Source organism: Rhizobium sp. KNZ14-9A, assembly GCF_056755015.1.
This window is the reverse complement of the sequence record NZ_JBPGXB010000002.1, coordinates 161657-181895: the sequence shown is the minus strand read 5'-3', so window position 1 is coordinate 181895 and position 20239 is coordinate 161657. Positions and strand designations below refer to the sequence as shown.

The 20239-nt window shown below is 61.1% G+C and carries 16 protein-coding genes; 9 read left to right on the top strand and 7 right to left on the bottom strand.

The window, feature by feature from the left end:
* Positions 1 to 126: 126 nt before the first annotated feature.
* The gene (locus ACR9ZQ_RS06945) at positions 127 to 915 is read right to left on the bottom strand and encodes an SDR family NAD(P)-dependent oxidoreductase (protein WP_481427395.1); all 789 of its coding nucleotides are present in this window, start codon (positions 913 to 915) and stop codon (positions 127 to 129) included.
* Positions 916 to 1078: 163 nt separating this feature from the next.
* Between ACR9ZQ_RS06945 and ACR9ZQ_RS06940 the strand changes: the two genes are divergently transcribed.
* Positions 1079 to 1846, top strand: a complete 768-nt coding sequence (locus tag ACR9ZQ_RS06940; RefSeq protein WP_481427394.1) for a TIM barrel protein — start codon at positions 1079 to 1081, stop codon at positions 1844 to 1846.
* Positions 1847 to 1884: 38 nt separating this feature from the next.
* On the opposite strand, the gene ACR9ZQ_RS06935 is transcribed toward ACR9ZQ_RS06940, so the two are convergent.
* Positions 1885 to 2940 carry a LacI family DNA-binding transcriptional regulator gene (locus ACR9ZQ_RS06935; RefSeq protein WP_481427393.1) on the bottom strand — a complete coding sequence of 352 codons (1056 nt, stop codon included), beginning with the start codon at positions 2938 to 2940 and terminating at the stop codon, positions 1885 to 1887.
* Positions 2941 to 3126: 186 nt separating this feature from the next.
* On the opposite strand from ACR9ZQ_RS06935, the gene ACR9ZQ_RS06930 reads away from it, so the two are divergent.
* The 8 genes from ACR9ZQ_RS06930 to ACR9ZQ_RS06895 all read left to right on the top strand — a co-directional run bounded on the left by ACR9ZQ_RS06930 (position 3127) and on the right by ACR9ZQ_RS06895 (position 15148).
* Positions 3127 to 5052 (top strand): ABC transporter substrate-binding protein, encoded by a 1926-nt coding sequence (locus tag ACR9ZQ_RS06930; protein ID WP_481427392.1) that lies wholly within the window; start codon positions 3127 to 3129, stop codon positions 5050 to 5052.
* 86 nt (positions 5053 to 5138) lie between these two features.
* Positions 5139 to 7247: a family 10 glycosylhydrolase gene (locus ACR9ZQ_RS06925; protein WP_481427391.1), complete on the top strand. Its 2109-nt coding sequence runs from the start codon at positions 5139 to 5141 to the stop codon at positions 7245 to 7247.
* Between the two features lie 107 nt (positions 7248 to 7354).
* Positions 7355 to 8341: an ABC transporter permease gene (locus ACR9ZQ_RS06920; RefSeq protein ID WP_481427390.1), complete on the top strand. Its 987-nt coding sequence runs from the start codon at positions 7355 to 7357 to the stop codon at positions 8339 to 8341.
* Between the two features lie 10 nt (positions 8342 to 8351).
* Complete coding sequence (locus ACR9ZQ_RS06915; protein WP_481427389.1) at positions 8352 to 9545, top strand: ABC transporter permease; 1194 nt, start codon at positions 8352 to 8354, stop codon at positions 9543 to 9545.
* 10 nt (positions 9546 to 9555) lie between these two features.
* Positions 9556 to 11265, top strand: coding sequence for an ABC transporter ATP-binding protein (locus ACR9ZQ_RS06910; protein WP_481427388.1), 1710 nt, complete (start codon positions 9556 to 9558; stop codon positions 11263 to 11265).
* 10 nt (positions 11266 to 11275) lie between these two features.
* Positions 11276 to 12055, top strand: coding sequence for a 2-oxo-tetronate isomerase (otnI, locus tag ACR9ZQ_RS06905; RefSeq protein WP_481427387.1), 780 nt, complete (start codon positions 11276 to 11278; stop codon positions 12053 to 12055).
* A gap of 7 nt (positions 12056 to 12062) precedes the next feature.
* A complete protein-coding gene (locus ACR9ZQ_RS06900; protein ID WP_481427386.1) occupies positions 12063 to 12938 on the top strand; it encodes a 2-hydroxy-3-oxopropionate reductase in 876 nt (291 codons plus the stop codon).
* Between the two features lie 107 nt (positions 12939 to 13045).
* The gene (locus ACR9ZQ_RS06895; protein WP_310385938.1) at positions 13046 to 15148 is read left to right on the top strand and encodes a beta-galactosidase; all 2103 of its coding nucleotides are present in this window, start codon (positions 13046 to 13048) and stop codon (positions 15146 to 15148) included.
* Here the strand turns inward: ACR9ZQ_RS06895 and ACR9ZQ_RS06890 are convergent, their stop codons facing one another.
* Genes ACR9ZQ_RS06890 through ACR9ZQ_RS06870 form a run of 5 tightly spaced genes read right to left on the bottom strand, consistent with a single transcriptional unit; the run spans position 15149 to position 20214 of the window.
* Positions 15149 to 15877, bottom strand: coding sequence for an ABC transporter ATP-binding protein (locus ACR9ZQ_RS06890; protein ID WP_481427385.1), 729 nt, complete (start codon positions 15875 to 15877; stop codon positions 15149 to 15151). It lies immediately after the preceding gene.
* The gene (locus tag ACR9ZQ_RS06885) at positions 15874 to 16698 is read right to left on the bottom strand and encodes an ATP-binding cassette domain-containing protein (protein ID WP_481427384.1); all 825 of its coding nucleotides are present in this window, start codon (positions 16696 to 16698) and stop codon (positions 15874 to 15876) included. The genes ACR9ZQ_RS06890 and ACR9ZQ_RS06885 overlap by 4 nt, the downstream gene beginning before the upstream one ends.
* Positions 16691 to 17548 carry an ABC transporter permease gene (locus ACR9ZQ_RS06880; RefSeq protein ID WP_310385943.1) on the bottom strand — a complete coding sequence of 286 codons (858 nt, stop codon included), beginning with the start codon at positions 17546 to 17548 and terminating at the stop codon, positions 16691 to 16693. The genes ACR9ZQ_RS06885 and ACR9ZQ_RS06880 overlap by 8 nt, the downstream gene beginning before the upstream one ends.
* Complete coding sequence (locus ACR9ZQ_RS06875; RefSeq protein ID WP_481427383.1) at positions 17545 to 18627, bottom strand: ABC transporter permease; 1083 nt, start codon at positions 18625 to 18627, stop codon at positions 17545 to 17547. Before ACR9ZQ_RS06875 ends, ACR9ZQ_RS06880 begins: the two co-directional genes overlap by 4 nt.
* Positions 18628 to 20214 (bottom strand): ABC transporter substrate-binding protein, encoded by a 1587-nt coding sequence (locus ACR9ZQ_RS06870; protein WP_481427382.1) that lies wholly within the window; start codon positions 20212 to 20214, stop codon positions 18628 to 18630.
* Between the last annotated feature and the right edge of the window lie 25 nt (positions 20215 to 20239).

The following is a 20239-nucleotide window of genomic DNA, read 5'->3' as shown; positions in this document are numbered from 1 at the left end:
AACCAGTTTTTATAGGCTACATCAGCAATATGTTGCCGTAAAACCGCTATTCAGAGTTTCCTGAACCTTGCAGGCCTCCAGAAGGTTGTCTCGCACCGCCAACCGATGCGAGACCGGAAGTCTCGTCTAGACCGTTTTCAGCATGCCGCCATCGACGAAATAGGTGGAGCCAATACTGTAGCTCGCTCGGTCGGAGCAGAGGAAGACGAAGAAGTTTGCAAGCTCCTCCGGCGTGCCGAAACGTTTGGACGAGGCATGCTCATCCGCCACGCTCTGCAGGTAGCCCTCCCAGTCACCACCGGTCTCCGCTGTCAGCTGCTTGGCGGTCTTGATCCAGTCGGGCGTCAGGATGAGGCCGGCGTTGATGCAGTTGACGCGAATCTTGTCCTTGACGAGCTCGGTGGAGAGCGTCTTGGAAAACATCATGAGCGCCGCCTTGGTGATATTATAGATCGGCTCGTACCACAGCGGCTGCACGGCACAGATCGAGGCATTGTGAAGGATCACCCCGCCGCCGCGCTTCTTCATCTGCGGTGCAATTCCACGGGCAAGCCGCACGGCGGCCATCACATGCAGATCAAAATACGCCTGCCACTTCTCGTCGGGCGCCTCCATGACCGTCTCATTGGAGCCGGTGCCGGCATTGTTGATGAGAATATCCGCTCCACCACGTTCGGCTGCCGCCGCGATGATCGCCTCAGTGCCTTCGACAGTCGCCACATCGCTTTCGACCGCAATGGCGCTGACACCATATTTTTCGGCAATGCGCACGGCTTCAGCATCCAACCGCTCGCGTCCACGCGCAGACAAAATGAGGTTAGCACCCTCGGCCGCCAGCCCTTCGGCGATCGCCAGCCCGATACCGACGGAACCACCCGTGATGACGGCGGTCTTCCCCTTCAATCCAAGATCCATGAAATCCTCCCAATCCGGCCGGCGGTCCGGCCGCTCCGCCAACTCTTCCGGCATTGGCTCTGCCCGTCAAGCCATGGCGGAAAATCATTGGTGCTGCTAACTGATCCCTCTTGCCGCAGGTCGCGTTCTGTCGCATGCCTGCGGGCATAGTGGAGGAATTTTCATGCGTCTTTATTCAGCTTGCATTGAATGGCTGTTTGCCGAGGAAGGCGATAATTTCACCGATCGCATCCGCCGTGCCCATGCCGCCGGCCTCAAGGCCATCGAGTTTTGGCGCTGGACGGACAAGGACCTCGACGCGATCGAAGCCGCATTGAAGGAAACCGGCCTCAAGGTGACGAGCCTCGTCGCCGAGCCGATGATCGCGCTGACCGATACCGCCAATCGCGAAACCTGGCTGAAGGGCCTTGCCGAATCCGTTGCCGTTGCAAAGCGCCTCGGCGCCCCTGTCCTGATCGCTCAGGCCGGCGATGACCTCAAGGGCTTCACGCGGGACGAACAGCGCAAGGCGCTGACCGAAACCCTGCGTGCCGGTTCCGACATATTGAAGGACAGCGGCGTGCGCCTCGGTGTCGAGCCGCTCAATATCCGCATCGATCATATCGGCTATTTCCTCGATTCCACCCGCGAGGGGCTGGATATCGTTGACGATATCGCCCGCTCCGAAATCGGCATCGTCTACGACATCTATCACTCCGCCGTCATGGACGAGCGTACCGAGGATGTCCTGGCCGGCCGCATCGACAGCGTATTCCATGTCCATGTCGCCGATCATCCCGGCCGCAACGAACCCGGCACCGGCACGATCGATCTGTCCCATCGCCTGAACTGGGTCTTCGCAAACGGTTATACCGGCGCTGTCGGTCTGGAATACAAGCCGACGAAACCGGGTGCGGATACAGTTAAGGCAGCGATTGCCACCCTGGGCTGACGGTCGCCATCAACAGCGACCCGGCAGAGCCGATCTGATCACTTCACAAGAGCGCTGAACTCAGCCGGTTCCGATTCCCGCTTGGCCGGACCGATCGTCGCCGGCACCTTGCACGGACCTGCAGAGCGGCGCTCGATAATGCGCGAGGCAACCATGATGCGCCGAGCCGGCATGCCCGGCAGGCGAGGATTTTCGATGCGCTCCAGCAAAAGCCGAAGGCCTACGGCCCCGCATTCCTGCCCTTCCATCCGCACGGTCGTCAGTGCCGGCGATATCTGCGTGGCGGGCGAAAAATCGCCGAAACCGACGACCGAAACGTCGTCGGGAATGCGGTAGCCCTGCCCCAGCAACTCGGAAACCACAGTCAGCGCTAGACCGTCATGCGCACAGAAGAAGGCCGTCGGGTGGATCCCGCTTGCCTTGAGATCGCGAAAGGCTTCTCCGAAGCCGATCTGCTCATCAAACCGCAGCACATGCAGTGAGACGTCCTCGCAGCGCTCGGCGATCTCCCGCGCGCCATAGAAGCGCTCGCGTCGGCCGCGGAAACCGGGCGTGCCGTTGACATAAACGATCGACCGATGGCCGAGTTCGATGAGATACTGCAATACCGCCTGCCCCGCCTCATGATCGGTCCCGGTGACCTGATCGGCCTGCTCCAGCGGGTCGACCCAGCCGAAACGCACGACAGGGATACCGGTCGCCGTCGCCGCCACGATCGCTTCTCCGTCATGCGGGCCGACGAGCAGCAGTCCGGCGCACGAATGCGCCAGTTCTTCCAGCTGGCTAGGGCTGTGGGTCCAGCGGATGCGCAGCGCCATGCCCAGCCTATGCGCCTCGCGCTGCACACCATTCTGAACCTGCATGTAAAGTTCGCTGTTGACGGCATCGAGATCGTGGAAAACGACGGCGATATCATTGGTCTGCGATTGGCCGGCAGGGCGCGTGTAGCCCAGCCGTTCGGCCGCCGCGCGGATCAGCGCACGCGTCTCCTCACTGACACCGCTCCTGCCGGCTAGCGAGCGCGACACCGCATATTTCGAGAGGCCGACCTCCCGCGCGATCGTCTGTAAGGTAACTCGCCCCCTGCTTCCCACTTTCCACCTCGATGTTCCATCCGGCATTCGGAGCGCTTCGCTACACGTTACCTACCGGAATTGCAAATTCTTGCACTAACAGAACATAACGCTTTACCTAACAATATCCAAATGTATTCTTCTCGTTATCCCAGCCTGAAAGCAAAAAATAACGATAAGGGCTGAGGATTTTTGGAGGAGAACCCTATGATCAAGCTGAAACGTCGTGCGTTTCTGGCCGGGACTTCGGCCGTTCTGATCCTGCCGGCTCTGCCGGCATTCGCCGCCGACTTCAAGGAAGCGGACATTCTGAAAGACAAAGTTTCAAGCGGCGCGTTGCCGGCCCTCAAGGACCGGCTGCCGGAAAATCCGCTTGTCATCAAGCCGGTCGAAAGCGTCGGCAAACACGGTGGCGACTGGAATATGGCCCTCGTCGGCGGCGGCTCGCTGTCGATGCTGTTCCGCTATCAGGCCTATGAACCGCTGCTGCGCTATACGCCCGACTGGTCCGGCGTGACGCTGAATGTCGCCGAGGCCTTCGACGGCAATGCGGATTCAACGGAATACACCATCCGCCTGCGCAAGGGCATGAAGTGGTCAGACGGCCAGCCCTACACCACGGCTGATGTGAAATTCTGGTACGACACGATCCTGACCGACAAGCGCGTCGCCGTTAACGGACAAGGCCACTGGAAAACTGCTGGTAAGCCGGCCAAGCTCGAAATTGTCGACGAACAGACGTTTAAAGTTATCTTCGCGAAACCTAACGGTATGTTCCCGCTTCAGATCGCTTGGGCCAATAGTGACCACACGACCCGCTGCCCCAAACATTATCTCGAGCAGTTCCATATCGACTATAACCCGAAGGCCGACGAGCTTGCCAAACAGCGCGGCTTCGAAAGCTGGATCGCCGCCTTCCAGTCCGCTTCCGGCTTCCAGGATGACAACGCCTTCTTCCTGAACTCCTCGAAGAAGCCCTGCCTGCATGCCTGGATGTTTACGACTGCACCCGGCGAGAATACCGAACGCGCTATTGCCGAACGCAACCCCTTCTATTGGAAGGTGGATACGGAGGGTAACCAACTCCCCTATATGGATCGCATCGTCTACCAGATGGTCGCCGATCCGCAGGTGCTGCTGCTCAAGGTCATGCAGGGCGAAATCGACCTGATGGACCAGTATATCGCCACACCGAACAACAAGTCCGTGCTCTACGATGCGCGCGAGCAGGGCAAGTATGATTTCTACACGCTGACTTCCACCGAAGCCAATGTGATGAACTTCATTTTCAACCTGAACCACAATGACGAGACCAAGCGAAAGCTCTTCCGCAACAAGGATTTTCGCGCGGCACTCTCCATGGCGCTCGATCGCCAGTCGCTGATCGACGCCGTGCTCGTCGGCCAGGGCGCACCTGCCCAGCCTTCGATCAAGCAGGGCGACCCGCTCTACAATGAGCAGCTTGCCACGCAGTTCACGAGCTACGATGTCGACAAGGCGAATGCCCTGCTCGATACGCTGATCCCGAAGCGTGACGACCAGAACTTCCGTTTGGACGAGAAAGGCCGTCGCCTGACGGTGATCTTCGAGATCGACCAGGCACGCGCCGTCTTCCTCGATCTCTTCCAGCTCGTCATCCCCATGTTCCAGGCGGTCGGCATCGATGCACAGATGCGCACCATGGACCGTTCGCTCTGGGAAACCCGTGTCCGTCAGGGCCGTGATTTCGACGCGACGGCTCACCAGTTCGGTGCGAATGGTGGTGTCGCCGCCATGCTCGACCCGCGCTACTACGTACCGACGGATTCGAATGCAATGTATGCCCCGGCCTGGCAGCTCTGGTATCTCGACCGCAACAACGCCAGTGCCGAGGAGCCACCGGAAGAAACCAAAAAGCAGCTTGAGCTCTACGACAAGCTGAAATCGACCTCAGATGCCGCCGGACAGCAGGAGATCATGAAGCAGATCCTGCAGGGTGCCGCCGACAACTTCTATGTCTTCGGCATATCCCAGCCGCCGGATGGCTACGGCATCGTCAAGAACGGCATGAAGAACATTACCAAAACCATGCCGAACTCCTTCGGCTGGCCGACGCCCGCTCCCACCATGCCGGAGCAGTTCTACAAGGTCTGATGGCCTGCGACAGCAATGATGCATTCCGGGCGCCGGCTCTACCGGTCGGCGCCATGGCCTTCTTTTGCCAATGATTGGATGAGACGATGCTCGACGCCAGAAGACAGAATACCGACACGCTGCGCACGCCGGACTGGTTCAAAACCGCAACGCGCTGGACGCAGCTAACCTTCGTGGAAGACGACCCGGAAAAATACGATCCGGCCTTCTGGGTCGATGTCTTCAAGCGCACGAAATCCAACGCCGTATGCCTTAGCGCCGGCGGCTACATCGCCTACTACCCAAGTGAAGTACCCTATCACTATGTCAGCAAGTATCTGGGCGACAAGGATATTTTCGGCGCGCTCGTTGATGCCGCCCGCAAGCTCGACATGCATGTGATGGCCCGCGTCGACCCGCACGCAATCCATGACGATGCGGCAAAAGCGCATCCCGAATGGGTGATGATCAATGCCGACGGCACACCGCGCCGCCACTGGGCCTATCCCGATGTCTGGGTCACCAATGCCTATGGTGATTACAACACCGTCTTCATGCCCGAGGTGGTGAAGGAGATCGTCCGCAAATACGATATCGACGCCGTCTTCGCCAATCGCTGGCAGGGCCACGGCGTCGATTACAGCGAAGACAGCGCCCGCCGCTTCAAAGACATGTTCGGCCATGCTCTGCCGAAGAAGCCGGATGCCGATGATCCCGCCTGGCAAGCCTGGGTGCAGTGGCGCCGCCGCGTGCTGACCGACATGATCGCCCAGTGGGACGACGCGGTCAAAGCGATCCGCCCGCATGCGAGCTTCATTCCCAACATGGGTGGCGCCTCGTTAATGGAATTCGACCTCTCGGTCATCGCCAAACATTGCCCCTTCCTTGTCGTCGATCATCAGGGCCGCAAGGGTCTGGAACTCGGCTGGTCGGCCGGCCGTAACGGCAAGCGCATCCGCGCCACCTTCCCCGACCGCCCGGTCGTGCTCATCACCTCGATCGGCCCGGAGGAGGAATATCGCTGGAAGGATGCTGTCACCTCGGGCGAGGAAATGCAGCTTTGGATCAATGATGGCACCGCCCACGGCCTCTATGCCTGGTTCACCAAGTTCAACGGCGTCGTGCCGGACAAGCGCTGGGTGGAACCGGTCGCCGATGCTTTCGCCCTGCAGGCAGCTGTCGAGCCAGTTCTCGAAAGCATGCATCCGACAGCAGAAATCGCCGTCATCGACCCCTCGACCACGCTCCGCCACTGGGCGCCGGAAGAGCGCCACAGCGCCGATAAACATGATCTCGGCTTCTATCACGCCCTCGTCGAGGCCCGGCTGCCCTTCGAGCTTCTCTCTGATCAGGTTCTGACCAGGGAAAACCTCGACCGCTTCAAGCTGGTCATCCTCGCCAACGCCTCCTGCCTCTCGGACGCCCAGAACGAGGCGATCCGCGCCTATGTAGACCGCGGCGGCAGCGTCATCGCATCCTACGAAACCTCGCTTCGTGATGAGTTCGGCAAGAAGCGCAGCGAATTCGGCCTTTCCGATGTGCTCGGCGCCAAATTCGTCTCCGGCCCGCGCGGCATCGTCAAGAACACCTATGTGGCGCTGTCGGGCAATCATCCGGTCAATCAGAGTTATGAGGGTGCCGAGCGCATCATGGGCGGTACGCGTCTTATTCATGCCGATTCCATCGGCAATGCAACAACACCCTTCCTCTATGTTCCCGACTTCCCCGATCTGCCGATGGAAGAGGTCTATCCGCGCAAGGCACCGGAAGGCGCCGGCGTCATCGCCCGCGAAACCGGCAAGGGCGGCCGCACCGTCTATATCCCATGGAATATCGGCGAGATCTTCTGGGAAGTCTTCGCGGTCGACCATGGAAAGCTGATCGGCAATGCGGTGCGCTGGGCGCTCGGTAAGACCCCTCGTGTCACCGTCGAAGGTCCTGGCGTCATCGACATGGCGTTGCGCGAAAATGCCGAAGGCATCGCGCTCAGTCTCTTCAATCTCACAAACCCGATGATGATGAAGGGGCCGATACGCGAAAATTACCCACTGGCGGCGCAGACGGTTTCAGTGGAAATTCCCCCGGGCAAATCGGTGGCGAAGGCATGGCTTGTCGTTACCGACCGCGCCGCAACCTTCAGCGTCAAGGATGGCCGCGCACAGGTGGAGGTACCGGGCATCGAGCGGCTGGAGGTGCTGCACCTCACCTGGAAATGAGGTGCTGAAGCAAGGAGGAGCGCTTTCGGCCCGGAGGGGCCGAAAGCGGATGGAGATCCGAAGGAAGCACCTGACCGGGCGCTCTCAACGGGAGGAGAAACATTCCGATGCTTGGCTACATTTTCAAGCGCGTGCTCTACATGATACCGACCCTGTTCGGCATGTCGCTGATCTCGTTCCTGATCATCCAGCTGCCGCCGGGTGACTACCTAAACTCGATGATCGCGACGATGAGCGACAGCGGGCAGGCCGTCGACCCCGCGCAGATCGAGCGGCTGAAAGAGATCTACGGCTTCGACGATCCTTTCTATATCCAGTATTTGAAGTGGATATGGGGCATCGTCAGTCGCGGCGATTTCGGCTGGTCCTTCGAATGGAACCAGCCCGTTTCCGGTCTCATCTGGGCGCGAATGGGCTCGACGCTGGTCATCTCGCTGCTGAGCCTCCTCTTTGTCTGGATCGTCGCCCTGCCGATCGGCATCTATTCAGCCGTACGCCGCCATTCGATCAGCGACCACGTCTTCACCTTCTTCGGCTTCATCGGACTGGCAGTGCCGAACTTCATCCTGGCGCTGACGCTGATGTATGTCGCCTATCGCTATCTCGGCCAGAGCGTCGGCGGTCTCAATTCGCCCGAATTTGCCGAAGCGCCCTGGAGCCTCGCCAAGGTCGGCGATTTCCTCGCCCATCTCTGGATACCGATCATCATCATCGGCGCCTCGGGCACAGCCGCCCTCATCCGCGTCCTGCGCGCCAACCTGACGGACGAGCTGCACAAGCCCTATGTCATCACCGCCCGCGCCAAGGGCCTGCCGGAATACAAGGTCATTCTCAAATATCCGGTCCGTATCGCGCTCAACCCCTTCGTGTCGGCGATCGGCTGGGTATTGCCACATCTCGTCTCCGGCGTGACGATCACCGCGATCGTCCTGAACTTGCCGACCGCAGGTCCGCTGCTCTTCCGCGCGCTGGTCTCGCAGGACATGTATCTCGCCGGCAGCTTCATCCTGCTGCTGTCAGCGCTGACCCTCGTCGGCATGCTCCTGTCGGACCTGCTGCTTGCGCTGCTCGATCCGCGCATCCGGTTCAATTGAGGAGGCGCCGATGACACACGAAACATTTGCAACCCATACCGGCCCCCTGAACGTCAACGTCGTCGCCGACGGCCCCTCGATCAGCCCGCTGAAAGAGGGCAAGACCGTATCGACCGCTGCCGTCGGTCCTTGGCGGCTGATTGCCGGCAAGTTGATCCGCCAGAAGGTGGCGATGGTCGCCGGCGCGATCATTCTATTCCTTTATCTCGTCGGACTCTTTGCCGAATTCCTGGCACCGTCGCTCCCCGCGACATCAAAGCCGCAATATACCTACGCTCCACCACAGGGCTTCAGCTTCTTCGTGGAGAAGCCAGATGGCAGTTCGGAATTCAATTTCCATGTGAAGGGTTACAAGGTGGAGATCGACAAGGTGGCGTTGAGACGTACCTTCGTCGTCGACGACAGCAAAGTCGTGCCGATCGGTTTCTTCGTCAAAGGCGCAGCCTACAAGCTCTGGGGCCTGATCCCTATGACCACGCATTTCATCGGCCCGATCAATGCAAATGATCCCATGTATCTGCTCGGCGCCGACCGCCTCGGCCGCGACGTTCTCACCCGGCTGATCTACGGCACGCGCATTTCCATGTCGATCGGCCTCGTTGGCGTTGCCATGTCGTTGGTACTAGGCGTGGTGCTCGGCTCCATCTCTGGCTTCTACGGCGGTTGGGTCGATACGCTGATCCAGCGTGTCATCGAAGTCGTCAGTGCAATGCCCACCATTCCGCTCTGGCTCGGCCTTGCGGCGGCAATCCCGCTGACATGGTCACCGGTTAACGTCTATTTCGTCATCACCATCATCGTCTCGCTGCTCGGCTGGACGAGCCTTGCCCGCGAAGTGCGGGGGCGCTTCCTGGCGCTGCGCAGCGAAGATTTCGTCACGGCCGCAAAGCTCGACGGTTCGAGCGAGGCGCGGTTGATCTTCCGCCATATCCTGCCCTCGCTGACAAGCCACATCCTCGCCGTCGTCACGCTTGCCGTGCCTACGATGATCGTTGCCGAGACCTCGCTTTCCTTCCTCGGCATCGGTCTCAAGCCACCGGTCGTCAGCTGGGGGGTGCTGCTGCAGGATGCCCAGAACATTCGCACGGTCGCAACCGCGCCCTGGCTGCTGATCTGGCCGTCTCTCGCGGTCGTCATTGCCGTCCTTTCCTTCAACTTCTTCGGCGACGGCCTGCGCGATGCGGCCGATCCCTATGACAATTGAGGAGGAAGCCATGACCGATCTTCCAGAAGATGTCGTCCTCTCGGTTGAAAATCTCTCGATCGATTTCCGCCTGCGCACGCATATCCTGCATGCTGTCGAAGATGTCAGCTTCCAGCTCAAGCGCGGCCAGACGCTATGCCTGGTCGGCGAAAGCGGCTCTGGCAAGAGCGTAACGGCCCGCTCGTTGCTGCAGATCGTCGATAAACCCGGCACCATCGTCGGCGGCCGCATTCTGCTGCGCAACGGCAGCGAGATCACCGACATCGTCACCCTTGCCCCTGGCAGCCGCGCCATGCGGGAGATCCGTGGCCGACGCATCGGCCTCATCTTCCAGGAGCCGATGAGTTCGCTCTCACCGGTCCACACGATCGGCTCGCAGATCATCGAGGCGATCCGCCTGCATAGCAATCTCGACAAGAAGGCGGCGCGTGCGCGCATGGTCGAGCTGTTGCGGCAGGTGGAAATCCCCAATCCCGACAAGATGGCCGACCGCTATACGTTCGAATTCTCAGGCGGCATGCGCCAGCGCGCCATGATCGCCATGGCGCTTGCCGGCAATCCCGATATCCTGATCGCCGACGAGCCGACCACCGCTCTCGACGTGACGACACAGGCCGAAATCCTCGACCTGATCAAGCGCCTACAGGTCGATCGCGGCATGGCGATGCTGCTCATCACCCACGATATGGGCATTGTGGCCGAAGTGGCGGATGAAGTCGCCGTCATGCGCTTCGGCCATATTGTCGAGCGCGGCCCGGTCGACGCCATCTATCACGCCGCTACCCATCCCTATACGCGCCAACTGCTGGCCTCGACGGTGAAGCTGACGCATCACGTCGAAGGTCGATTGCCGGCCATCGCCCTCTCAGCGGAAGCGCCGCAGCCCATCCTGTCGGTGCGCAATCTCGGCAAGATCTTCGGCTGGCATGGCAATGCCAATACGCTGCGTGCCGTCGATGACGCCAATTTCGATCTCTATCCCGGCGAAAACCTCGGCATCGTCGGCGAAAGCGGTTCCGGCAAGACGACACTCGGCCGCCTGATCCTGCGCACCGTCGAGCCGACGACCGGCACCGTCCTATTCCGCGGCAAGGATGGCGGTGAGACCGACGTGACCAAGCTCGGCAAGAAGGACCTGCGCAACTTCCATCGCGAAGTCCGCCTCGTCTTCCAGGATCCTTTCGCCTCGCTCAATCCGCGCATGACCGTCAAGGAAGTCATCGCCGATCCACTCATCGTCAACGGCCTCGCCAAGGGCAAAGCGCTGGAGGACCGCGTCGCCGAACTGATGCGCCTCGTCGGCCTCGATCCGATGGGCATGGAGCGTTATCCCCACGCCTTTTCGGGCGGCCAGCGCCAGCGCATCGGCATTGCCCGGGCGCTAGCGCTCGATCCTCGCATCATCATCGCCGATGAAGCGACCTCGGCACTCGACGTTTCCATCCGCAGCCAGATCCTCGACCTGCTGCTCGATATCCGCCAGCGGCTGAACCTCAGCTTCATCTTCATTTCGCACGATATTTCCGTGGTACGCTATTTCTGCGACCGCGTGGCCGTCATGCATCGCGGCAAGATCGTCGAACTCGGCGAGGCCGAGCAGATCTGCACCGCGCCGCAGGAAGCCTATACGAAGAGCCTCATTTCAGCCGTTCCCAATCCCGACCCACGCGACAAGCGCATGCTGCACCGGCATCGGTTCGTCGCTCCCGCCAATGCCTGAGGATGTTCCAGTGCCGAAATTTTCCGCCAATCTTTCCTTCCTCTATCAGGATCTTGCCTTTCTGGATCGTTTCGCCGCCGCCGCAAAGGATGGTTTCGGCGCGCTCGAATATCTCGGCCCCTATGCCGAACCGAAGGAAAAGGTCGCCGATGCGCTCAAGGCAAACGGCCTGAAGCAGGCCCTCTTCAACGTTCCGTCGGGTGACTGGGCTGGCGGCGAACGCGGCACTGCCTGCCTGCCGGATCGTGTCGAGGAATTCCGCAGCGGCATCTCACTCGCCCTCGACTACGCCAAGGCGCTCGAATGCCCGCAGGTCAACGTCATCTCCGGCCTCGTGCCAAAGGGGGCCGATCTCGAAACGCTGGAAAAAGTGCTGGTGGAGAACCTGAAATATGCAGCGCGGCGCACGGCCGATGTGGGTGTGAAGCTGTTGATCGAGCCGATCAACCTACGCGATATTCCCGGCTTCTTCCTGTCGACGACCGATCATGCCGAGCGCATCCTCGACAAGGTCGGCTCCGACAATCTCTACATCCAGTACGATTTCTACCACATGCAGATCATGCAGGGCGATCTCATCCCGACCTTCACAAGACTGAAGGACAGGATTGCCCATGTGCAGATCGCCGACAATCCCGGCCGCAACGAACCCGGCACGGGCGAGATCAACTACGGCTTCATCCTCTCCGAACTCGACCGCCTCGGCTACGACGGCTGGGTCGGCTGCGAATACAAGCCGAGGGCCGGCACCAGCGAGGGCCTGACCTGGATGAAACCCTATCGGAAGTGAGCGTGACATGAATATCGGTTTTATCGGACTGGGCGTCATGGGCCGCCCGATGGCGGAACACCTGATCGATGCCGGCCATACGCTGCATCTGAGCCGCGTGAAGGAAGCCTCGCAGCATCTCGTCACCAAGGGCGGCAAGGCAACTGCCAGCGCCAAGGCCGTCGCGGAAGCCTCCGACATCATCATCCTGATGTTGCCGGATACGCCTGATGTCGAAGCGGTCCTCTTCGGCGAGAACGGGGTGGCCGCGGGCCTTTCGGCCGGCAAGCTGGTCATCGATATGAGCTCGATCTCGCCCGTCGCCACCAAGGAGTTCGCGAGGCGCGTCGAAGCGCTCGACTGCGATTATGTCGACGCTCCCGTTTCCGGCGGTGAAGTCGGCGCCAAAGCCGCCTCGCTGACGATCATGATCGGCGGCAAGGAAGCAGCCTTTGAGCGCGCCAGGCCGCTGTTTGAAAAGATGGGGAAGAACATCACGCTGGTCGGCGGCGTCGGTGACGGCCAGACGGCCAAGGTCGCCAACCAGATCATCGTAGGCCTCACCATCGAGGCCGTCTCCGAAGCGCTGCTTTTTGTCAAACGCGCCGGCGCCGATCCGGCCAAGGTGCGCGCGGCCCTAATGGGTGGCTTTGCCGCCTCGCGCATTCTCGAAGTACACGGCGAACGTATGGTCAAGGAGACTTTCGAACCGGGCTTCCGCATCCGCCTGCACCGCAAGGACATGACGCTCGCCGTCGATGCCGCTCGCGCGCTCGACCTTTCGCTGCCGAACACGGCCGCCACCCAGCAGCTCATGAATGCCGCGATCGCCAATGGCGATGGTGAACGCGACCATTCCGCCCTTATCCGCACGCTTGAGCTCCTCGCCGGAGGGCCGCGCTAGATCAGGACCACCTAGAACACCCGGACGACATCTTCGATTGCCCCTGCCGGAGCCGCTTCTCCGGACGGCGAAGCCATGTCCGGACATCAATAGAAAAGGACAGGACAATGCTCAGAAACGATATCCAATTCCCTTTCGGCGCCGTCTATTTCCGCAAGTCCAATCCACCGCGCGACGATTGGGAGCGCGACTACACGACGGCGGGCGAAGATGGCCTGAACATCTTCCGCCACTGGTTCATGTGGAGCGCAATTGAAGTCGCCCCAGGCGTCTACGACTGGGAAGAATATGACCGCCAGCTCGATCTTGCCGCCAAGAACGGCATCAAGACCGTCATCGCCGAACTCATTCATGCCGTGCCGGATTGGGCCGTCCGAAAATATGCCGATGCGCTGCAGGTCAATGCCGACGGCACCAAGCTCGGCTCCTACATGGGTGTCTCGGCCGCGACCGGCGGCTTTTCCAACAATGGCGGCGGCGCCGGAGCGCTGACGTTAAATTGCCCGGAAGTGAAGGAAGCCGCCGGCAAGTTCCTGACGGCACTCGCCACCCGCTACAAGGACCATCCAGCGATTTACGGTTACGACGTCTGGAACGAGGTCAACTATTCCGCCGATGTCGATTACAGCAGCTATGCCAAGGCCGCGTTCCGCAAATGGCTGGAGAAGAAATACGGCAGCCTGAACGTGCTCGCCAAGGCATGGCATCGCTATAGCTATGCCGAATGGGACAATATCGAGCCGCCGGTCCATATGGCGCCCTACCCTGAATGCATCGACTGGCTGCAGTTCAAGCGCGACAACTTCTATGGCCAGATGCAGTGGCGCATCGATACGATCCGCGCCGTCGACCAGAAGAACGTCATTGCCGCGCACGGCATTTCCGGCGCGATCCCAAACATGGCTGCCAATGGCTGCGACGACTGGCTCGCCGCCGCCAAGGTGGAAATCTACGGCTTCACCTGGATCCAGGCCCGTAAGGGCACGGAGCCGTGGAAGACCTGGTACGGCGTCGATATCAACCGCGCCGCTGCCCGCGGCAAGCCTTTCTGGCATGCCGAGCGTCAGGGCGGCCCGCTCTGGCTGCAGCCGCAGGTGATCGGCCGCGACAAGGAAGACGGTCGTGTCGCTGAGCCCGAGGATATCCGCATCTGGAGCATGACCTCCTTTGCCGGCGGCGCTCGCGGCGTCCTGAACCTGCGCTGGCGCCCGCTGCTCGATGGCCCACTCTTTGGCGCCTTCGGTGCTTATGGCATGGACGGCAGCCGCACGCCGCGTTCCGATATGCAAAGCGCCATGGCGAAATGGGCGAATGATCCGGCGCAGAAGGCACTCTGGGACGCAAAGCCTGTTCGTGGTGAGATCGGCATTCTCGTGGTCCCAGAAACACAGGAATGGGATTACCTGCTGAACTATGACCGAAAGGAAAAGCCTTATCCGGAAGCCATGTGGGGCGCCTATCGCGCCTTCCTCGGTCATGGCTTGCAGCCGGACTGGGTGCATATCGATGATATCGACGCCTACGACTTCCTCTATTTCCCCTACCCGATCATGTTCACCGCCGAGCAGGCATCGCGCCTCAAGGCCTGGGTGGAAAAGGGCGGCACGCTGATTGCCGAAGCCTGCCCCGGCTATTTCGGTGACCGCGGCCATGTCGGTGAAGTACAGCCGAATATGGGCCTCGATGAAGTCTTCGGCGCCCGTGAAGAAGAAGTGGAGTTCATGCCTGATATCGGCAACCGCATCCACTTCAAGTTCGACGAAACCGCCGTCGATGGCGGCGGTCTCCTGCAATCCTACCGCCTGACCGGCGGCACCGGCCGCGGCACCTTCGACGGCGGACGTCTTGCCATCGTCGAAAACCGCTTTGGCGAGGGCCGTACCCTGCTGATCGGCACCAACCCGTCGGTCGCCTTCTATCGCACCGATGGCAAGGCCAACGCCACCTTCTTCGCCGAACTGGTGAAATGGAGCGGCAGGGCGCGTCATGCGACGCTTTCCAATGATGCGGTCTTCGCCCGAATCCACAAGGGCGAGAAGGGAAGCTTCCTCTGGCTGGTCAATCCGACGCGTAAGGTACAGACGACAACAGTCACTCTCGCAGATGGAAAACTGTCGGGCAGCAAGCCCGCCTGGCCGGTGAACCATGCCTATGATGCTGGCCGCATAGAGGTGCCGGCTCGCGACGTATTGATCCTGCCAATCGCCTGACTAGTGGAGGGCAAGCTGTTCGACCCAGCCGCCTTGCGAAAGCGCGGCGCGGTCGAGTTCGCTTTCGATGCGACCGGACTGCATCAGCACGGCCCGGTCGCACATATGCGCAACGACACCGGGATCGTGGCTGACGAGCACGAAGGTCATACCATGCGAAGACTTCAGGTCGTTCAGCAGGTTGAGGATTTCGGCCTGGACCGAGACATCCAGCGCCGAGGTCGGCTCGTCGAGCAGCAGCAGCTTCGGCTTCAAGAGCAGCGCACGCGCAATCGCCACGCGCTGCCGCTGTCCGCCGGAAAGCTGGTGCGGATATCGTCCAGCTGCGGCGGCCGGCAGGCCGACCTGATCGAGCGCGATGCGAACCTCATCCTCGACATTGCGGACGCCCCGCAAGACTAGCGGCTCGCCGAGAATGCGGGAAACGCGATGGCGCGGATGCAGCGACGAATAAGGATCCTGAAACACCATCTGGATATTGGATCGCAACGCGCCGGTAATCTTATGCGCCGGCTGCAGCGCCTCATCGAAGACAGTGATGGAGCCCTGCCAATTGGTGTTCAGCCCGGCAACAGCACGCAGCGCCGTCGTTTTGCCGCAGCCGGAGGGACCGATCAGCCCGAACGTCTCGCCCGGCGCAACGTCGAAGCTGACACCACGCACGGCGGTAAAACCCTTGCTGCTGCTCTGGAAGGTCACGAAAAGATCGGAAACGGAGAGCGCGCTCATGCCTCGTCTCCATAAACCGGCAGCCGCGTCCCGTAAGTCGCAGCCGAAGGCCGCGCCGCCCAGAGCGCCCGCGTATAATCCGATTTCGCATTGGCAAGATCGGCGGACGCCATCTGCTCCTCGATCTTGCCATGCCGCATGACCATGACGCGGTCGGCATAACGCGAGACCTGCTGCAGATCATGGCTGATGAGCAGAAGTCCCATGCCGAGTTCCTCCGTCAGCGACCGCAGCAGCGTCAGGATCTGGTCCTGCAGACCGCGATCCAGAGCCGAGGTCGGCTCGTCGGCAATCAGCAGTTTCGGCCGGTTGATCAGCATGGCCGCGATCATCACCCGCTGCCCCATGCCGCCCGAGAGGGAAGCGGGATAGCTGGAATAGATCCGCTTCGGATCCGGAAGACCGACCTTGTCCAGCATATCGAGCGCCCGCTCGCGCCGCTCGGCAGCCGATAGTTTCGTGTGCAGAAGCAGCGCCTCTTCGACCTGCCTGCCGAGCTTATGGGCCGGATTCAGCGAATATTTCGGATCCTGCAAAATCAGCCCGAGACCACTACCGCGCAACCTGTTCCAGCCGGACGCGGACAGCGTCGTCAGCTCCTCCCTGTCGAAGGCGAGACGCTTTGCCCTCACCTCGGCCCGACGCGGCAATAGACCCATGATCGCCCGGCCCGTCATCGACTTGCCGGAGCCGGATTCACCGACCAGCGCCACGACCTCGCGACCGACGGAGAAGGAAATGCCATCGACGACACGCACTGGCCCTGCCTCGGATGGAAAGGCGATCGACAGATCCTCGATGGAAAGCAGCGGCTCAGTCATGGCGCGGATCCAGGATATCGCGCAGGCCATCGGCCAGCAGGTTGAAGGCGAAGGAGGTGATCAGAATGGCAAAGCCCGGTACGGCCGCCACCCACCATTGATCGAAGATCACCTGTGTTCCCTCCGACACCATCGAACCCCACTCCGCCGTCGGCGGACGCACGCCGAGACCGAGAAAACCGAGACCGGCAGCCGCAAGGATGATGCCCGAGAGATCGAGCGCCAGACGGATGATCGCCGAAGGCAGCACCAGTGGGAGGATATGCCCCCAGAGCAGCCGCACGCCTCTGATACCAACCATTTCGGCCGCCGCCAGATAATCGCTGCGCCGTAACGCCGCCGTCTCGACGCGGGCCTGGCGCGCATAGGCGGGCCAACTCGTCAGCGCCAGTGCCAACGCGCCATTGATGAGCCCCGGCCCCATGATGGCGACGAAGGCGAAGGCGAGCAGGAGCCGCGGGAAGGACATGACGATATCGGTGATCCGCATCAGTACGCGCTCGGTGATGCCGCCGAAGAAACCCGAGAGGATGCCGACGAGAATGCCGAGCGGCGCCATCAACAGCACGACGACGAGCACCAGCAGCAGCGTCGGCCGCGCGCCATAGACGATGCGTGACAGGATATCCCGGCCGAAACCATCGGTGCCGAACCAGTGCGCGGCGTCAGGCGGCATCAGGCGATTGGCCGTTTCCTGCAGGTTCGGATCATAGGGCGCAATCAGCGGCGCCAGCAGCGCAAGTGCCAGAATGAAAAGCACGACTGCACCGCCCACCGTGGCCGAAGGCGAGCGCAGTACGCGACGCAGGAAGGATGGGCCGCCGAGCGGCGCCTGGACGATCGCGCTCATCGCTTCGTCCCCGCAGTCAGCCGCGCCACGCCGAGATCGGTCAGCGCGTTGAGAAGCACGAAGGAGGCACCGACGACCAGCGTCGCGCCAAGGATTGCCGGCATGTCACCGGCAAACATGGCCGTCGTCAGATAGCGGCCGATACCCGGCCAGGCAAAGACCGTCTCGGTCAGCACGGCGCCTTCCAACAGGCTCGCGTAGGAAAGGGCGATCACCGTGAGCAGAGTTCCTGAAATATTCGGCAGGATATGGATGAAGACGATACGGCGAAGGCTCGCTCCCTTGGCACGCGCCGTCGTCACATATTCCTGCCCGAGTTCGGTGAGAATCGCAGCGCGGGTCAATCGTGAAATCGCAGCAAGCGCATGGAAGGCAAGCACGATCGCCGGCAGCGCCAGATGCGCCAACGCATCGCGAAAAGCCCCTGCCTTGCCCGATATCCATGCATCGATCAGCGCAAAACCGGTCACCGATTTGACCGTGTATTGAAAAACAACATCCGCCCTGCCCGGCCCCGGCGCCCAGTGCAGCCGCGCATACAACAGCAGCAGCATCAACAGGCCAAGCCAGAAGATCGGCACGGAATAGCCGAAGAGAGACACGAAACGGGCAAGCCCATCCACCCATGTCCCCTGCCGCATGGCGGCGGTTATGCCGAGCGCAAGACCGATAACCGCGCCGAGGATGATCGCCGCTGTCGCAAGCTCGATCGTTGCCGGGAACGTCCGGGCAATGTCCTTCGCGACCGGTTGGCCCGTCGAGATCGACTGGCCAAAATTGCCTGACAAAGCCGTCTCGACATAGCGGGAAAACTGCACCGGCAGCGGCTGGTCCAGCCCAAGCTCCAGCCGCGCCTGCTCATAGGTAGACTGGCTGGCATGGTCGCCGACGAGTTGCAGCGCCGGATCGATCGGCGATAACCGCGTCATTGCGAAGGTCACCAGTGCCAGCCCGAAGAGCGTCAGCGCAAAGGACCACAGCCATTTCGAAAGCGACCAGACGAACGACAACTCCCGCCAGCTGTTGCGCTGGCGGGAGTTGGTCATGTCGGCATTATCTGTCGTTGCCGTTTGCGGCACTTATTTTGCTACCTTGTCGTAATAGACCTGGTCTGCGTTCAGGCCCTGGGCATAGTTCTTCACCTTGTCGCTTAGCACGACCTGGTCATTGCCTTGAAGCATGAAAACGAAGGGCGAGCTTGCCTGAACCTTCTTCTGCAGATCCTGATAGAGCGCAGCGCGCTTGGCGGCGTCCTGTTCCTTTACGGCGGCGAGCGTCTCGTCGGTCAGTTCCGGGATCACCCAGCCGGCCTGCTTGGCAACCGTATTGGCCGAGTTGTCCTTGTTGATCGCAAAGGCGCTGGCGTTGGAGTGCGCGTCGAAATAATCCGGGATCCAGTAACGCAGCGTCATCTCGAACTTGCCGGCGCGGCCGCGGGCATAGATGTCGCTCGCAACACCCGGCTGGATATCGAGCGTGATGCCTGCCTGAGCGAAGGTGGACTGCAGCGACTGGGCGATCGACAGGAACGGCTGGTCGTTGAAGACGATGAATTCGATCTTGAACGGCGTCTTGATGCCGCCATCGGCAAGGATCTTCTTTGCCTTCTCGACATCGAGCTTGAAAGGCGTGTCGCTGAGCGCGCCGGGGAAGCCGTTCGGCAGGAAGGCCTGGTGAACGCTGCTCTGGCCGCGCAGCAGGTTCTTGGTGATGCCGTCATAATCGACGAGGTAACGTGCCGCTTCCCAGAAAGCCGGGTTGCCGAGCGTCGGGTTCGCCTTGCTGTTCAGCAGGATATAGTCCTGACGGGCGGAGGGAACGGAGAGCACCTTGATGCCGCTCTTGTCCTTCAGCGCTTCGATCTGGTCGGCAGACAGGCCGCGGGCGATATCGGCATCGCCCTGCTCGACGAGCAGGCGGCGGGCGCCAACATCAGGCACGTTGCGGATGATGACGCTTTCGAGCGTCGGCTTATCTGACGAATTGGCATTGGCCTGCAGCACCAGCGCCTCATGCGGCGTGTAGGTGGCGATCGTGTAAGCGCCACTGCCGGCCGAATTAGTCTTCAGCCAGCCATTGCCAAAATCATTGTCCTTGGCCTGCGGCGAAACTGTCTGCTCATCGACGATGGAGGCTATCGGCGCCGTGAGGATCGACAGCGCGAAGCCGGAGCCGACATCCGCCGTCCAGGTGAGCTTGACATGCTTGTCGTCAACCTTGGTGATCGCGGCATCGACATTGTCGGCCTTCCAGCCGAGTTCGTTAAGGATGAAGGCCGGCGACTTGTTGAGCTTCACGGCGCGCGTCAGCGAGAAGATCACGTCTTCGGGGCGAACCGGATTGCCAGACGCAAACTTGGCATCATCAAGCGCGAAGGTCAGGCTCTTGCCATCGCTGCCGGCTTCCCAGGTAGCGGCAAGTGCAGCCTCGATCTTCGTGCCATCATCGCGGTTGGACTGCACGAGGCGCTGGTAGATGTTGTTGAAGGACTGGACAGTCGTCAGCTCGAAGCCTTCGGCCGGGTCGAAGCTGACGGCATCGTCGATCGACTGGGCGACGACGAGCACATTCGCAGGCGTTTCGGCGTGAACGGCCGGCCCGCTGAATGCCAGGGCAAGGCTGAAGACAGTGCTGAGCAGCTTGGCGCGGCTGGTAATGATGGACATGGAAAACTCCCCTCGGGTGATGAAA

Coding starts and splice junctions, on each gene's coding strand:
- ACR9ZQ_RS06945 (WP_481427395.1), bottom strand. CDS start 915: ATGGATCTTGGATTGAAGGGGAAGACCGCCGTCATCACGGGTGGTTCC.
- ACR9ZQ_RS06940 (WP_481427394.1), top strand. CDS start 1,079: ATGCGTCTTTATTCAGCTTGCATTGAATGGCTGTTTGCCGAGGAAGGC.
- ACR9ZQ_RS06930 (WP_481427392.1), top strand. CDS start 3,127: ATGATCAAGCTGAAACGTCGTGCGTTTCTGGCCGGGACTTCGGCCGTT.
- ACR9ZQ_RS06925 (WP_481427391.1), top strand. CDS start 5,139: ATGCTCGACGCCAGAAGACAGAATACCGACACGCTGCGCACGCCGGAC.
- ACR9ZQ_RS06920 (WP_481427390.1), top strand. CDS start 7,355: ATGCTTGGCTACATTTTCAAGCGCGTGCTCTACATGATACCGACCCTG.
- ACR9ZQ_RS06915 (WP_481427389.1), top strand. CDS start 8,352: ATGACACACGAAACATTTGCAACCCATACCGGCCCCCTGAACGTCAAC.
- ACR9ZQ_RS06910 (WP_481427388.1), top strand. CDS start 9,556: ATGACCGATCTTCCAGAAGATGTCGTCCTCTCGGTTGAAAATCTCTCG.
- ACR9ZQ_RS06900 (WP_481427386.1), top strand. CDS start 12,063: ATGAATATCGGTTTTATCGGACTGGGCGTCATGGGCCGCCCGATGGCG.
- ACR9ZQ_RS06895 (WP_310385938.1), top strand. CDS start 13,046: ATGCTCAGAAACGATATCCAATTCCCTTTCGGCGCCGTCTATTTCCGC.
- ACR9ZQ_RS06890 (WP_481427385.1), bottom strand. CDS start 15,877: ATGAGCGCGCTCTCCGTTTCCGATCTTTTCGTGACCTTCCAGAGCAGC.
- ACR9ZQ_RS06885 (WP_481427384.1), bottom strand. CDS start 16,698: ATGACTGAGCCGCTGCTTTCCATCGAGGATCTGTCGATCGCCTTTCCA.
- ACR9ZQ_RS06880 (WP_310385943.1), bottom strand. CDS start 17,548: ATGAGCGCGATCGTCCAGGCGCCGCTCGGCGGCCCATCCTTCCTGCGT.
- ACR9ZQ_RS06870 (WP_481427382.1), bottom strand. CDS start 20,214: ATGTCCATCATTACCAGCCGCGCCAAGCTGCTCAGCACTGTCTTCAGC.